Genomic DNA, 15,267 nt, shown 5'->3' on the forward strand with positions numbered 1-15,267 from the left:
AATATGCAGCATAAGTATAACTCTGGACGGGGGTAGGACCATTGCCGGAGAAGCATGCTTGGAGCTTGAAGATCCGCGGCAAAATCGCACTTGGATATGTCATCATATTATTAATGCTGGGGCTATTTCTGATTATAGTCTCTGGCCGGATTAACAGCCTGGAGAAAGAAACCGTGTTCTTGAGCGATCATGATATAGAAGTTCATGAACTTACATATCAAATTGAGAAAAATGTACTCGATATGGAGACTGGACAGCGGGGATATGTCCTTACCGATGATGAGTCCTATCTGGCACCGTATAATGACGGGCTGGTGCAGTGGAGGATTAATGCAGCGAAGCTGAATAATCTCATTGCCGATAACCCGAAGCAGGTACGGAATCTGGACACGATTACGGATAATATCGAGAAGTGGGTCGATGTTGCCGGACAGCATGTGGTTGAGCTGAAGAAGAATGGTCATACGGAAGCGGTCAACGCTTTTTTTCGCAACGATACGGGAAAAAATCTCGTCGATACGATCCGTTCCCAGTCCGATTACTTCCGTGACATCGAACGTACGCTCACGAACGACCGGATCAGCAACCTGAAGGACAGCAATCATAAGCTGCTGATTACCATGTACATATTGTGGGGATTGGTGGTCGTACTTGCGCTGCTCATCACTTATCTGCTCTCGGCCAGCATTGTGAATCCGTTGCACAGCGTCATACAGGCCATCAACAGTATTGCCTCCGGCGGTAACCGCTCGGAGCGCATTAAGGTGAAGACGCTGGATGAAATCTATGACCTGGGCGAAGCGACGAACGGGCTGCTGGATAACGTGCAGCGGGAGCAGTGGACGAGTGAACAGCTCACCTCAATGTCGATTGCCCTGCAAGAGACCATTGATATGCCTTCGCTGTGCAGAATTTTTGTCAGCCGGTTGTCGGTTATGCTGGAAATGCAGTATGCCAGTATATACGTCGTGAATAACGAGGAACTGTTCGAGCGCATCTATTCCTATGCAGGCGCAGAGAATAAGGAAGAACGCATCGGGCCCGAGGTTATTCAGCCGGGAGTAGGCCTGGCAGGTCAATGTGCGCTGGATCAGCGGATGAATGTGATTGAGCAATTGCCTGATGACTATATCTCCATCAGCTCCGCTCTGGGCAGAACGCCGCCGAGGTTCGCTGTGATTGCTCCGATTATTTTTGAGAACAAGACTGTTGCTGTACTGGAGATTGCTGCGCTGACCCGTTGGGCGCCTTACCATTTCGAGCTGCTGAAGGAATTGCTGGACATGATGGGGGTTACCGTGAATTCGGTGAAGACCCGGATGGAGATCCAGAGGCTTCTGCATAAATCACAGGTGATGAACGAAGAGCTTCAGGTTCAATCCGAAGAGCTGCAGACTCAGTCCGAGGAGATGCAGATGCAGACGGAGGAGCTTCAGAGTCAGACCAGCGAGCTGCTAACCGTGAACAAGGAGCTTGAGAATCAGAAATATGTAGCCGAGAATGCAGCGATCGAGCTGGAGCGGTACAATGAACAGCTGGAACAGAGCTCGCGCTACAAGTCTGAATTCCTGGCCAATATGTCGCATGAGCTGCGGACACCGCTGAACAGTATGCTGATTCTCTCACAGCTGCTGACGGAAAACCGCAATCATACGTTAACCGAGGAAGAACTGGGCTATGCCTCTGTCATTTACAATTCCGGAAGTGATCTGCTTAGTATGATTAACGATATTCTGGATCTTTCCAAGGTGGAAGCGGGCAAAATGCTGGTGGAAATGGATGCCGTCAATCTCACCGAGCTGCCTTCGCTGCTGCAGGGTTATTTCGGCAAGCTTGCAGAAGCGCAGAATGTGGAGTTTAACGTAACTCTGAACCCTGAGGTTCCGGATCTGTTTTTCACCGATGAGATGCGCCTGCACCAGATTCTGCGGAATCTGCTGTCCAATGCCTTCAAATTCACGGAGCAGGGCTCTGTTACCATGGAGATTACCAAGCTGGCGGAATATTCAGATCAGAGTTACATAGCAGAGGGGCCGGTACTGGCCTTTGCTGTCCAGGATACCGGAATCGGCATCTCTGAAGAGAACCGTGAGCTGATCTTCGAGGCCTTCCGCCAAGTGGACGGAACGACTGCCCGCAAATTCGGGGGAACTGGTCTGGGCTTGTCCATCTCCCAGCAATTGGCTCAGCTGCTGGGCGGGCATATCAGCCTGGAGAGCGAAGAGGGCAAGGGCAGTACATTCACCTTGTATCTCCCTTGCCGTGAACTGGACAGTGAAGAAGAACCGTTCCATCCGGCGGAGCTGGCTCAGACTGCAGCCGGGGCGGAGCACTCCAGAACCGTTCATGATACAGGGCAGCCGGGTAATAGCGGGGACTCCCTGTTCGAGAAAGAATACGCCATGCTGCAAGGCAGAACTGTCCTGATTGTGGATGATGATATGCGCAATATTTATGCCTTGCAGAAGGGTCTGGAGCCCTACGGAATGATCATCATTACCGCTCAGACAGGGTATGAATGTCTTCAAGTGGTTAGAGAGCAGCCGGAGGTGGATATCGTGCTACTGGATATTATGATGCCGGTTCTGGATGGATATGACACGCTGTCTATTATCCGTGAGGAGATGCATCTCACCGACCTCCCGATTATTGCGGTCTCTGCCAAGACGATGAAGGAAGACCGTGAGCGTTGCCTGGCCGCCGGAGCCACTGATTTCATCAGCAAGCCGGTATTGATACAGGACGTCATTACACGAATGTGCCGGTACATTTGACTTTTCCAAAAACCCATTGACGGGAATACAAGGTATGCTTTATGATGGGTTCATAAATGATCATTTATATGCAGTGGCGTGTTACCTTAACAGGGCATGAGCCAAGATTCGTACTCAATACTTTGAGTCCAGTCTTGGCTCTTTTTTGTGCAAAAAATCAGGATATGGGCGGAAAGGAGGGGGAACTTGGCGAGGGACACTGAACAATTTCAGGTGCTGCGGGTGATTGGGAATAATGTCGTAATGGTAGAGGGCGGCAAGAAGAGCAAGGAATATGTAATTATCGGCAAGGGCATCGGGTTTGCGCTTAAGGATACGGGTGTTATTGATTCGGATGATCCCCGGATTGAAAAGCTGTTTCGGCTGGAGGACCGGGAGGAATGGAGTCAGTATCAGATTCTGCTGGAGGACATTGATCCCAAGGTCATGAGGATTACGGATGAGATTATCTCTGATATCGCCCGTGAGTTTCCCGGCAAGTTAAACGACAAGATCTATTTGGCGCTCCCCAGCCATATCCAATTCACCATTTTCCGCTTGCGCAGCGGGATGGACATTGTGAATCCATTCCTGGAGGAGACCCGGATGACGTTCCCCAAGGAATTTGAGATCGCTTCCAAGGCGGCGGGGAAGATCAGCGAAGGCTTTGAAGTGCAGATTCCTGAGGACGAGGTCGGTTTCCTTACTTACCACGTCTATTCTGCGGTCAGCAATGTGCCGGTGGGCCAGCTTGTGAAGGCCTCCAACATTGTCAGTGAGCTGATGGAGATGATCCGCAGTGAACGCAAGATCCGCTTTGAGCAGGGCAGTATGAATCATGTCCGGCTGATGGTTCACTTGAGATTCTCGATTGAACGGATTCTGCAGGGTTCGCTCATCGACAATCCTTTTGTGAAGCATATCAAGAAGGAATACAAGGATGAATACAAGCTCGCGCAAAGGATGGGCAAAGTCATGCAAGGCAAGCTCAGTGTAGACGTACCCGAAGAAGAAATCTGCTTCCTGGCTATGCATCTGCACCGGCTGTTCCAGACCATAGAGAAGAATAAATAGCAGCAGCAAGGAGTGACTTTTATGTTTTCGAGATGGAAAGCTAAAAAAGAAGAGAAACCTACTGAGGCGGTAACCCGCCTGGAGATATACGCTCCGGTCAGCGGACAGTCCGTACCGTTAACGGAAGTGCCGGATGAGACCTTTGCCGGTGGGCATATGGGCCAAGGCATCGCCATAGAACCTATAGAGGGACGTTTAACGGCCCCTTTTGACGGAAAAATTGCGCATGTGGTCAAAACCAATCACGCTCTAATCCTGGAGCATGCCTCTGGTCTGCAACTGCTGATGCACATCGGAATTGATACGGTCAGCTTACGGGGCGAAGGCTTCATCAGCCATATTGCCACCGGAGATGAAGTGCAGGCAGGGCAGACGCTGATCGAATTTGATCTGGAGGCAATCCGCGCTGCGGGTTATCGTACGATCACTCCGGTAATTGTAACGGGCAACGGGGAGGACACCCCGGAAGTGGATTGCCATTACGGCCAGGTTACGGCAGGAACAAGCAGTGTTCTTACAACAGCAGTAGCTTCACAGCCTTAGAACATACATGTACTTAATATGAAACCAGGGGGATGATTTCATTATGTTGGCTTTTCTACAAAAGTTAGGGAAATCTCTGATGCTTCCAGTCGCAACTTTACCGGCGGCAGCGATTCTGCAAGGGTTCGGACTGATTAATTATGAGAAGGATTTCCATCTGGGCAGTACCGTAGGGGGATTCCTCAACCAGTATGTGGCTCCTTTCCTGAATGCCGGTGCGGGCGCAATCTTCGGTAATCTGGCGCTGATTTTTGCAATTGGGGTAGCGATCGGGTTCGCAGGGGATGCGGTTGCCGCGCTGTCTGCCCTCATTGCTTATCAGGTGCTGGACAGTATTCTTAAGGTGCTTCCAGCCCAAATGCCGTTCATTGCCGATGATGTGAAGCTCAATATGGGCGTGCTGGGCGGGATCTTTGCCGGAGCCTGGGCTGCGTACTTATACAAGAAATATCATACTATCAAAATGCCCGACTGGCTTGGCTTCTTCGCAGGCAAACGGTTCGTACCTATTATTACCGCTATAACCACTATGATTCTTGCTGTGCTGATCGGCATGATCTGGAGCCCGATTCAGGATGTCATCAGTAACTTCGGTACCTGGGTTGTCGGTCTCGGCGGGGCAGGGGCATTCGTATTCGGGACAGCTAACCGTCTGCTGCTTCCGTTCGGCCTGCATCATGTAATCAACGCCATCGCGTGGTTCCAGCTCGGTGATTTCACGAACGCTGCAGGGGATATTGTTCACGGAGATCTGACGCGCTTCTTCGCCGGAGATAAGACTGCGGGAATGTTCATGACAGGCTTCTTCCCGATTATGATGTTCGCTATGCCGGGTGCAGCCCTGGCGTTCATTCATACTGCTAAACCGGAGAAGCGCAAAATGGTCGCATCCATCTTCATCGGATCGGCGATTGCTTCCTTCCTGACAGGGATTACGGAGCCGCTGGAATTCTCCTTTATGTTCATCGCACCGCTGCTGTATCTGGTACACGCTTTGCTTACAGGTTTTGCCGGCTTCCTGATGTATGTGTTGGATGTGAAGCTAGGGTTCGGATTCTCTGCCGGGCTCATTGACTACCTGCTTAACATGAAGCTCTCCACCAATGCGTGGGTGCTGATTCCGGTTGGTCTTGGCTTCTTCGTCCTCTATTATGTGCTGTTCCGGTTCATTATCGTCAAGTTCAACCTCAAAACTCCTGGACGCGAGGATGAGACGGAGGATGAGGTCATTGAACTGTCCAACGGCGGGGCGACCGTGTCTGCTTCTTCCAGAGCCGCCAAGATTCTGGAGAACATCGGCGGTCCTGCGAACATCCGTAGCATTGACGCTTGTATCACCCGCTTGCGCCTTAACGTGAATGATGACAAGGCGGTTAAGGATTCCGCGCTCAAGCAGCTTGGTGCATCGGGAGTCATGCGGCTTGGTCAGGGTGCCGTACAGATTGTGTTCGGACCACAGTCCGAGCAGCTGAAGGATGATATTAAGAAGCTGATGTAGCTTGAAGCTTGTTAGCACAGCAGAATAGGGAATTCCATGCAGGCATCCTTCACAGGATGTCTGTTTTTTTGTGCGCAGACTATTGCAATATCTACAATACCGAGTATAATACTTGGTATAAAGAAAAAAGGAGTCGGTCCCTTTGTCTATAGATGATTATCTGGATTTGCTGAATTATGCCAAGGCAATTAACGATGAACAGTGGCAGGCTGATCTCCTGGAGCAATTGAAGAACTATGAGGCGCTTGTCGAAGAAAAGAAACAAGTGGATAGCGTGAGAGCGCTATGGACGCGGTTCGATGATATTAACGGACTGCTGATGCAATTATTCGAGAAGCTGAGAGAGCATGAGGATACACCGGATAGCGCTCTGTGGAAAGAGCGGATTTGGGAGCTGAAGATGGAGCGGATTCACGTGGCCAAGCAGCTTCAAGCGCGGTATATCAAGATTAGATAGAGAAGTAATAATCGGAGATATGAAGAGGTAGATATAGAGATAATATAGTTTTACTAAAAAATGGCATGCAGTTAGTCTGCTCAGCCATGACATGCACAGTAAAGGTGAATTTCGCAGATTCACTCTCAAGGGCTTGCCGTCGTGTACTTGGACTTACTTGGACATTTCCATTCCATTACGCATCATGGTCATGCACATGGTCATCATTTCATCGCACTGCTGCATTTGAGTCATCATCTTGTCCATATCCATGTTCATCATGCCCATTTCGTTCATGCTTTCCATGCACATCTTCATGTTCTTCATCTTCGACATCATGTCTTCCATACACATGTTCATCATCATTTCCATACATTTCTGTTCCATCCTTAGCTCCACCTTTCAATTTATAATAGTTTACACCTAATAAACTACTATATTTTATTGGTGAGATCAACCTTTTTATGGATATACACCAGATATCAGTCCTACCGCGTGCGGGAGGGCTATTTCTGTGCGTTTGTATAGGCTCTTCTGTGCTTTGCTCATTCGTCCGCTTGCTCCTTATCGTCCGACGTTGATCACCTTGCGGGTCCAGGACGGTTCGCTGCCTGCCGCACGCAGCAGGCAGTCGGCACAGGCAGCATAAGGCAGCGCCTGGAGCGGATGGATGCGGGCCGATGGGCCTGCCGTATAATTAGAAGAACTCTCTGCGTATTTAAGCACGGATGCCCGTACGATTACCCAGTCTAATCCGCTGCGCATTACTGCTTGTTCAGCGGCTGCCTTATCCTCAATCGCTTTGCGGAACATGCGGCGCATCAAGCGGACAGCCCAGCGGTTGACGAGTGACAACTCCCTTCCGTCACTCAGATTAATCCCGCTCTGCATCACCAGCCGCTGAACTCCATGATGCCGACAGGCTGCAAGGATATTTGGAATTCCTTCTGACATGACGGTACCCGGCGAGAAGTTCGCTGCCATGACATTTTTGCCTGCCTTAAGATTTACAAGGCCCTTCTTGCCGGCAGCATCCGGGGAGAAGTTGCTTGGAGGACCAATACAGCTGATGACCGCTTCGCTTCCGGCGAGGGCCAGGATCATGCTGGATCTGTCGAATACATCCCCTTGCCGGATAGTGAGCCCCGCTGCAGGGGAGAGCGCCTCCGGTCTGCGTACCACAGCTATCACCTCGTGTCCCGCTGCAAGTGCCAGCTCCATTACTTTTCTTCCAGTTCCTCCAGTGGCTCCGATAATTGCAATTTTCATTATAATATTCTCCTTTAAATGCACAGTCGTGAATTAATAAGCATGTATGTATAATAATAAGCAGAACAAGAATCGATACAAGTCTTAAAAAGCCTGATTCTGTGCATTAATTCACGACTTCAACGGAATTGTGCAGTAATCTGCAGGAAAGCTGGTGAGGATAGAGTGTTAAAGATCGACCGGAGAATACGCAAGTCCCAGGAAGCCCTAAAAAAGGCTGTTATTGAGCTGATGCTGGAAAAGGATTTTGATCAAATTACAATACAGGACATTGCTGATAGAGCGGATGTCAGCCGTAGAACCCTTTATCTTCACTACACAGATAAATTTGATCTTCTGGACAAGCTCATAGAAGAGCATATCAGCAATATACGCGAAATCTGCGAAAGTTCAGACGATGCCGCCGGATATACCGAAATGGGATTGGTGTGGTTTGAATATTTTGAGAAGCATTCGATGTTCTTCTCTGTTTTGCTGGGGAGTAAAGGCAGCGTGTTTTTCCGCGGGCGGTTTCTTGAATTCTTCCTCGGCGAGCTGGAGAAGGATAACAGCCTGTCTGGAGGGAGCGACAAGGATTCAGCCAACATCAGAAACGTGGACATCCAGTTTCTGGGATCGGCGATCGTTGGGGTAGTGGAATGGTGGTTCAAGAATGGACAGCCGCTCCCTCCAGACGTAATGGCGCAGCGGATCGGGAACTTGCTGGAGAGAAATCTTGAGGCAAGGTGATACAAATCCGCCTTAGCCTTCGTCTTACTTATAGCTGCAGCGGATAAGGAGGATTTACCTAATGAATATTCCGGAATCAGACCCATACAAATTAATCTTTTATGAGCATTACCCGAGTGTGCGCCGCAAGCTGGCGGCACTTGTGAGGGACGAGAGTGCTGCCGATGATCTGGCGCAGGAGGTTTTTATCAGACTCTACAGAAATCCGCCGGATGATCCCGCGGCTCTGGGGGCGTGGCTGCATAGAGTGCTAACACGGATCGGATATGATTATCTGAACCAGCGGGTGAGAGAGCGGCGTCTGATCAACAAACAGGAGCTGTTATATGATGCGGGTGCTTCTGCTCCTACGGGGGAAGAAGTAGTCCTCAGCAAGCTGGATCAGGAAGATGTGCGGAGCTGGCTGGAGGATCTTCCCGAACGGGACCGGCAGGCCCTGCTGCTTAAGTATTCGGGCTACAGCTATGCAGAGATCGCCGGGGAGCTGGGAGTGAGGCCGCCAGTAGTCGGAACCCTGTTAAGCCGGGCGACAGCCAAACTGAAACACCATGCGGTGAAATCCATTCCGCAAGAATAATGAGATCCGGGAGGAAAGAAACCATGAATAGAGCAAACGGGCAGATACAGCCCCAGAGCACAGATGAGGCCTGGGCTAAATTACAGGAGAAGCTGGAAGACGAGCCGGTCAATCCGGTGTGGGCTACATGGGGCAAGCAAGAGACCCCTATAGAGGAACAGACTGTCAAGGCTGATAGATCAGATAGAACAGAACCGGAAGCAGATGTTGTGCTTCAGGCAGCTAAGGCGGGTAACCTTGCAGCAGCGGAGCCAGTGCAGAATACAGGGCGGAAGTCACGCCGGCCTATGATGAGCCGCAGCCGCAAGTGGGCCGCTGCGGCAGCGGGCGTAGCGATTTTCGCAGCAATTCTGGCTACTCCGGTAGGGAATACAGCCATGGCAGCCTTGCTGAACCAGTTCAAGATGCAGGAGGCTACTGTTGTTGAAGAAGGCGATCTGCGGGATATGTTCTATCAGATAATTCAGAATGGCAATGGCAATATTGAGCAATCCCTTGAGGCCTTCGGTGACATCTCCATCACCAATGGTGAGATGAAGGAGAATGTTCCGCTCAAGGATATCCAAGGCTTGCTGGGCTACGAGCCGCTGAAGGGGGCCGTTATGGATTCAGTCAAGTTTGTTCAGGTCAGCGGGTCCCATGATATCACACTGAACCTGAAGGTGGATGAAGTGAACAAGGCACTGAAACGCCTGGGCTCGGACAATCTGCTGCCTGCATCTGTAGATGGCAAGCCGATTACGCTTCATATCCCAGAGCAGGTGTATTATGATCTGGGCACCGGTCAGCACTGGGGATCCTTATCACAGATGAATACACCTGTCGTTACCGTAGATCCTTCTGTGGATCTGGACGAAGCGATTGATGCGGTCGTGAACTTCCCGCTGATTCCAGATAATCTGAGAAGCAGCCTGCAAAAGAGCCGGATCTTGTCCGGAGATCTGCCGATGCCGCTGATTAAGGGCAGTCATGATGAACAGATTACGGTGGCCGGTACGCAGGTCATTCTTTCTGAAATGAAGTTCAGTAACAGCAGCAGCTACACGGCTGTCTGGGTGCAGAAGGGGCAGGTTCTGCAGCTTACCGGCGGAGACCTCTATCCTGAGCGCGAGCAGTTCATTCAGAAGGTACAGGAGTTGATCACACAATGAGCAGTATCCCTGCGATTGATGCGAACGCCTTGACCAAAGCTTATCCGAACGGGCGCGGTTGCCGGGATGTTACCTTGACTGTGGGGAAAGGGGAAGCCTTCGGCTTCCTCGGCCCCAATGGTGCCGGCAAGAGTACTTTTGTCAAAATGCTGGTTGGACTCATCTCACCAACAGGCGGCCATGCTTCCATCCTGGGCCATCCGCTGGGCTCTATGGAAGCCAAAATGAAAATTGGCTATCTGCCGGAGCTGTACCGCTACCAGGATTGGCTGACCGGTGAAGAGGTGGTCAGGCTTCATGCCAAGCTGTGCCGGATTCCGAAATCCGTCATGGATCAGAGAATCCCTCACCTCTTGCAGGAGGTAGGTATCGGGCTGCGCGGAAGGGACCGGGTTAAGCATTATTCCAAGGGAATGCAGCAGCGGCTGGGTCTTGCGTGTGCGCTGGTGAATGACCCGGAGATTCTGTTCCTGGATGAACCCTCTTCAGCCCTTGATCCCATCGGGAGAATGGAAGTGCGGAAGATTCTGCAGCGGCTGAAGGACCGGGGAATTACTATTTTTCTCAACTCTCATTTACTTGAGGATGTTGAAGTGCTGTGCGACCGGATGGCTCTGCTGAGTAACGGAGCGGTCCTGCGGCACGGCAAAGTAGCGGAGATGCTGAACAAACGGACAAGCTGGCATTTCAAAGTGGGCGGATACACGCCTTTTTTGCTGTCCTGGCTTAATGAGCATACAGGGCTATCCATCCGGCAATCCGTGCCTGCGGCGGGTAAATCGGGCTATGATCCGGCACAGGAGGAGTCAGATTCAAGCGTCGTGTGGCTGGAGGCGGAGCTGGATCATGAGGAACAGGCAGGCTGGCTGAACGGGCTGATGGTGGAGCAAGGGATGACGCTGTACCAGGTAAGCCGCCAGACTGAACGGCTGGAGGACTGGTTCATGGATGCGGTAGCCGGGCTCAGTCATAGGGGGGAGAAGGAATGAGAACCATATTAGCAATGACCTGGAAAGAAATGCTGCGCAAAAAAGTGATGCTGCTAACCCTCCTGCTTACCCTGGTGTTCCTGATTGCCTTCTGGTTTGTGGCCGATACCGTAGGAACGAACGATCAAGGGGCCGGAACGCTGGGAAATGGCAGCGGGTTGTTCATGCAGTACATGAACGGCGCTTTTATTCTGAGTCTGGGCTTCTTCTTCGGCGCGTTCGTTATTGCCTTTCTGGCGATCTTCAGCTCTTTCTCGGTGATTGCTGGTGAAGCGGAGCAGGGGGTCATGCAGGCTCTGTTACCCCGGCCGCTGCCGCGCTGGAAATGGTATCTTGGCCGCTGGCTGGGCTTTGTCACGCTGGGAACGATCTATGCCCTCATTCTGTTCACTGCAATTCTGCTGATTACAAGTGCCCACGCGAATGTTCCCAGAGATGCAGTCGTGCTTGCGAAGTCATTCCTGCTGTTCGCCTCTGTAGTTCCCTTGTTAATCTCCGTATCCATGCTGGGTTCAGGACTATTCTCGGCGCTTGGCAACGGTGTGTTCATGACAATGCTCTACGGGGCGGGATTTCTCGGAGGGATGGTAGATAAGCTTAGCGGTTCGCTGAGACTGGAGGACGACGGACTGAAGGTGCTGAATAATCTGACCGGAATGATCTCGATGATTATGCCCGCAGATACCTTGCAGCGCCGGATGACTGTCGAGCTGTTCAGCTTACAGGATATGAATGGTATGTTATCGATGGATAGCGGGGCGCTTAGTCTGATGAATTTCAATTCATTTCCGTCTAATACCTTTGTCGTATACGCTGCAATCTACACTGTGGTTATCTTTGGGCTGGGGCTTCTGCGCTTTCAGCGTAAGGATCTGTAGGAATCGACCATGCTTATTATAAAATCAAACAAAGCAGCGCCCCGAAGGTTCCTGTTCAGGAGCTTCAAGGGCGCTGCTTCGCGTGCCGTGCGGGAATCATTTGGTCACGCCGATCTCGATCCAATCCGTAGACCAGTTACCGATCTCTCCAAGAATGGGAGCCAGGGCCGTACCTTTATCGGTTAACGAATATTCAATTCGTACGGGCATCTCAGGATATACAGTGCGCTGTATGATCCCTTCCGTCTCCATCTCCTTCAACCGGTCTGACAAAACCTTGCCGCTAAGGTTGGACAAACAATGCTCAATTTCTCCGAACCGCCGCGGACCATCCATCAGGACGAACACGATCAGGGCGACCCACCGCTTACTCAGCACATCCACCGCTTTCTCAAACCGGGGGCACATCTCAAAATCATTCATAAGGATCACCTCAGCATTCATTATATCATAAACTTACAATAAGTAATTATAAATATTTAAATATATATTATAACTTGACGAAGTTATATTACAATGATAAACTAACTTACAAATAGTTACTAAGAAGCGTACGCTATCAAACTTTTAGGACGGTGCTCTTATGATCAACCCAGATATCCTATCTATACTACAGAACAAAATCAACCGGATTCCTATGGAAAACTCCACGAATATATTGGTCGGACCTATTACCCTGCCTGTCAATCTGGACGGGGAGACGATCACCTTCAAATGGTACAGCTGGCTGAATGTGACGGACGAAGAGCTTCAGCGCGCTGAAGGCAAGGAGGCTACCGAGCTGCTCATCAGCCGGTTGTCATCGATGAAGCTTGCGGATGGACAGCAGTCCAGTGTCCTGGTCTACGGAGATTTCGAGCATTCCGAGGATGCGCTGATCCGGATGCACAGCATTTGCCATACCGGGGATATCTTCGGCAGCAAGCGCTGCGATTGCGGCTTCCAGCTGCACCAGTCGATGAAGATGATTGCCCAGCATGGCGCCGGGGCCCTCTTTTATCTGGCGAATCATGAAGGAAGAGGGATTGGCTTGTTCAGCAAAGCAATGGCATATCTTCTTCAGGAAGAAGGGTATGATACAGTAGAGGCCAATCTGGAGCTTGGGTTCGCCGATGATTCCAGAGATTACACAGATGCGATTAGTGTGCTTCAGCATTTGCGCAGCCATCCGGTGACTCTGATCACCAACAATCCGAAGAAGCTGGAAGCACTACGGGCTGCCGGAATGAATACAGTGAAGCGGGTGCCGCTATGGGGCGACGTATCGGCCTTCAATGAGAAGTACCTGCGGACCAAGGTGGCCCGTTCCGGACATCTGGAGGCTGTGCCGGGTGCAGAGTTTTTTGAGGGAAGAGTGGCTAAATAAGCAGGCTGGACGGATATGCATCCGTTCCATTATAATGGGGTACTGAACCCAATACTTAGCTTAGTGAGGTAACCTATGAATGCTATACAAGTGCAGGACTTGCGCAAGACCTTCAAAGTCCAAAAAAACCGCGAGGGCCTCAAAGGGGCCTTCGCTGATTTGTTTAAGCGGCAATATTCCGAAGTAACAGCAGTGAAGGACATCTCGTTCAGCATTCCCGAAGGTGAAATCTGCGGATATATTGGGGAGAACGGGGCAGGGAAGTCTACTACGATCAAAATGCTTACCGGAATTCTTGTCCCTACCGCCGGCAGTCTGACTGTCGGCGGCTTCGTGCCGTACGAGGAGCGCGAGAAGTTCGTGCAGAACATCGGCGTTGTCTTCGGTCAGCGGAGCCAGCTCTGGTGGGATATCGGTGTGATTGAGTCGTTCCAGCTACTGCGCAAGGTATACCGCGTGTCCGAGCAGGACTTCAAAAAACGGCTGGATGAGCTGGTGGAACGCCTGGAGCTTCAGGATCTGCTGAACCGTCCGGTCCGCAAATTAAGCCTGGGCCAGCGTATGCGCTGCGAGCTTGTAGCGGCACTGCTGCACAATCCGTCCATTCTGTTCCTGGATGAACCCACGATTGGACTGGATATTGTTGTGAAGTCGGAGATCCGCGAATTCCTGAAGGATATGAACCGGGAGCATGGCACAACCATCCTGCTGACGACTCATGATCTGCAGGATATCGAAGCGCTCTGTTCGCGGGTCATCATGCTGGATGACGGGCGGATTATCTATGACGGAGGTCTGGATGATCTGAAGCAGCGCTGGGGAACCGGGCGTGAGGTGCAATTCCAGTTCGGAACAGCCACGAAGCTGCAGCAGCTGATCGGCTGGACGGAAGGCATGCCGGTGACCTGGACCGCAGAGAATGAGCTGGCGGCGAAGGTCTGGATTCCGCTGGAGCTGAATGTATCGGATGTGCTGGGCCGGGTCGTCGGACAGGCCGATATTACAGACATCAAAATCATCGAAACAAACACGGATGACATCGTCCGCAGTATTTATCAGTCAGGCTCGGCAGAGAAGCCGGAGGAGCGGATCGCCGCTCTCAGCGATGAGAAAGAGGTTATCCATGTCTGAGAAGCTGGCAACGGCAGTTCCCTCCTCCGGCGGTTCTCCGGGCGGCTCCCGGGAGAATGGGCGGAGGCTGCTGCTTGGCGCTTATTTTGATTTTATCCGTATCCGGTTCCTGACGATGCTTGCTTACCGGGTGAATTACTATTCGGGGATTCTGATCTACACGCTCAATATCGGGGTGAACTATTTCACCTGGAGAGCGATCTATGGCGATGGTGAATCGCTCGGCGGCTTTACCGGGGCGCAGATGACCACGTATGTGGCGGTGTCCTGGATGGCGCGTGCCTTCTACTTCAATAATCTGGACCGGGAGATCTCCACGGATATCCGTGATGGAAGCATCGCGATCCAGTTCATCCGGCCTTATAATTATGTTCTGGTCAAAATGATGCAGGGCCTCGGCGAAGGCCTGTTCCGCTTCATGATGCTGATGATCCCGGGCATGGTGATTGCCATTCTGCTGTTTCCGGTACAGCTGCCTACGGAGCCTTCGGCTTGGGCCGGGTTCCTGGTCATGCTGTTCTTCAGCTTCCTGATCAGCTCGCAGATTAATATTATCACAGGCCTGTCTGCCTTCTTCGTGGAGAACAATGAGGGGATGATGCGCATGAAGCGTGTTGTCGTCGATCTGTTCTCGGGGCTGATTGTGCCGATTACCTTATTCCCGGACTGGTTGTCCTCCGTGCTGAAAGTTCTTCCCTTCCAAGCGATTACCTATCTGCCGGGCTCAGTATTTACAGGCCGGGTGCAGGGGGTAGGCATCTGGAATGTGCTGGGTATCCAGGTCATCTGGTTCCTGATTCTGCTCATTCCGATTGTCTGGCTAAATCACGCAGCGCGTCAGCGGCTGTTCGTGCAGGGGGGTTAAGCTGAGCT

16 protein-coding genes are annotated in these 15,267 nt (G+C 51.4%); 13 read left to right on the top strand and 3 right to left on the bottom strand.

Annotated elements, in window-relative coordinates; genetic code table 11:
* Window positions 1-41: 41 nt before the first annotated feature.
* From NST69_RS13375 to NST69_RS13395, 5 genes are all read left to right on the top strand, one after another.
* Window positions 42-2,774: a CHASE3 domain-containing protein gene (locus tag NST69_RS13375; RefSeq protein WP_342549564.1), complete on the top strand. Its 2,733-nt coding sequence runs from the start codon at window positions 42-44 to the stop codon at window positions 2,772-2,774.
* A 186-nt stretch (window positions 2,775-2,960) separates the two neighbouring features.
* Complete coding sequence (locus NST69_RS13380) at window positions 2,961-3,827, top strand: PRD domain-containing protein (protein WP_036728836.1); 867 nt, start codon at window positions 2,961-2,963, stop codon at window positions 3,825-3,827.
* A gap of 21 nt (window positions 3,828-3,848) precedes the next feature.
* On the top strand, window positions 3,849-4,370 hold the full coding sequence (locus NST69_RS13385) for a PTS glucose transporter subunit IIA (RefSeq protein WP_339256400.1): 522 nt from the start codon (window positions 3,849-3,851) through the stop codon (window positions 4,368-4,370).
* A 43-nt stretch (window positions 4,371-4,413) separates the two neighbouring features.
* Window positions 4,414-5,868, top strand: coding sequence for an N-acetylglucosamine-specific PTS transporter subunit IIBC (nagE, locus tag NST69_RS13390; protein WP_342549566.1), 1,455 nt, complete (start codon window positions 4,414-4,416; stop codon window positions 5,866-5,868).
* A 142-nt stretch (window positions 5,869-6,010) separates the two neighbouring features.
* Window positions 6,011-6,325 carry a hypothetical protein gene (locus NST69_RS13395; protein ID WP_342549568.1) on the top strand — a complete coding sequence of 105 codons (315 nt, stop codon included), beginning with the start codon at window positions 6,011-6,013 and terminating at the stop codon, window positions 6,323-6,325.
* A gap of 153 nt (window positions 6,326-6,478) precedes the next feature.
* On the opposite strand, the gene NST69_RS13400 is transcribed toward NST69_RS13395, so the two are convergent.
* Window positions 6,479-6,691: a hypothetical protein gene (locus NST69_RS13400; RefSeq protein WP_339256404.1), complete on the bottom strand. Its 213-nt coding sequence runs from the start codon at window positions 6,689-6,691 to the stop codon at window positions 6,479-6,481.
* A 177-nt stretch (window positions 6,692-6,868) separates the two neighbouring features.
* Window positions 6,869-7,573, bottom strand: coding sequence for an NAD(P)H-binding protein (locus NST69_RS13405; protein WP_342549571.1), 705 nt, complete (start codon window positions 7,571-7,573; stop codon window positions 6,869-6,871).
* A gap of 165 nt (window positions 7,574-7,738) precedes the next feature.
* Here NST69_RS13405 and NST69_RS13410 point away from each other — a divergent pair, with 165 nt between their 5' ends.
* The 5 genes from NST69_RS13410 (at window position 7,739) to NST69_RS13430 (ending at window position 11,897) form a co-directional block, all read left to right on the top strand.
* A complete protein-coding gene (locus NST69_RS13410) occupies window positions 7,739-8,302 on the top strand; it encodes a TetR/AcrR family transcriptional regulator (RefSeq protein WP_342549572.1) in 564 nt (187 codons plus the stop codon).
* A 61-nt stretch (window positions 8,303-8,363) separates the two neighbouring features.
* Window positions 8,364-8,879, top strand: a complete 516-nt coding sequence (locus NST69_RS13415) for a sigma-70 family RNA polymerase sigma factor (protein WP_036694132.1) — start codon at window positions 8,364-8,366, stop codon at window positions 8,877-8,879.
* Between the two features lie 23 nt (window positions 8,880-8,902).
* A complete protein-coding gene (locus tag NST69_RS13420; RefSeq protein ID WP_342549575.1) occupies window positions 8,903-10,030 on the top strand; it encodes a hypothetical protein in 1,128 nt (375 codons plus the stop codon).
* Window positions 10,027-11,019 carry an ABC transporter ATP-binding protein gene (locus NST69_RS13425; protein WP_342549577.1) on the top strand — a complete coding sequence of 331 codons (993 nt, stop codon included), beginning with the start codon at window positions 10,027-10,029 and terminating at the stop codon, window positions 11,017-11,019. The genes NST69_RS13420 and NST69_RS13425 overlap by 4 nt, the downstream gene beginning before the upstream one ends.
* The gene (locus NST69_RS13430) at window positions 11,016-11,897 is read left to right on the top strand and encodes an ABC transporter permease subunit (RefSeq protein WP_076077863.1); all 882 of its coding nucleotides are present in this window, start codon (window positions 11,016-11,018) and stop codon (window positions 11,895-11,897) included. The genes NST69_RS13425 and NST69_RS13430 overlap by 4 nt, the downstream gene beginning before the upstream one ends.
* Before the next feature lie 96 nt (window positions 11,898-11,993).
* Here the strand turns inward: NST69_RS13430 and NST69_RS13435 are convergent, their stop codons facing one another.
* Window positions 11,994-12,320, bottom strand: a complete 327-nt coding sequence (locus tag NST69_RS13435; protein WP_036728810.1) for a helix-turn-helix domain-containing protein — start codon at window positions 12,318-12,320, stop codon at window positions 11,994-11,996.
* Between the two features lie 160 nt (window positions 12,321-12,480).
* Here NST69_RS13435 and NST69_RS13440 point away from each other — a divergent pair, with 160 nt between their 5' ends.
* From NST69_RS13440 to NST69_RS13450, 3 genes are all read left to right on the top strand, one after another.
* Window positions 12,481-13,263 (top strand): GTP cyclohydrolase II, encoded by a 783-nt coding sequence (locus tag NST69_RS13440; protein WP_340953248.1) that lies wholly within the window; start codon window positions 12,481-12,483, stop codon window positions 13,261-13,263.
* A 75-nt stretch (window positions 13,264-13,338) separates the two neighbouring features.
* Window positions 13,339-14,394 (top strand): ABC transporter ATP-binding protein, encoded by a 1,056-nt coding sequence (locus NST69_RS13445; RefSeq protein WP_036728804.1) that lies wholly within the window; start codon window positions 13,339-13,341, stop codon window positions 14,392-14,394.
* A 70-nt stretch (window positions 14,395-14,464) separates the two neighbouring features.
* Window positions 14,465-15,259 (top strand): ABC-2 family transporter protein, encoded by a 795-nt coding sequence (locus tag NST69_RS13450; protein ID WP_036730060.1) that lies wholly within the window; start codon window positions 14,465-14,467, stop codon window positions 15,257-15,259.
* Window positions 15,260-15,267 lie beyond the last annotated feature (8 nt).

This window comes from Paenibacillus sp. FSL P2-0089 (assembly GCF_038595095.1).
GTDB lineage: Bacteria > Bacillota > Bacilli > Paenibacillales > Paenibacillaceae > Paenibacillus_AQ > Paenibacillus_AQ silagei.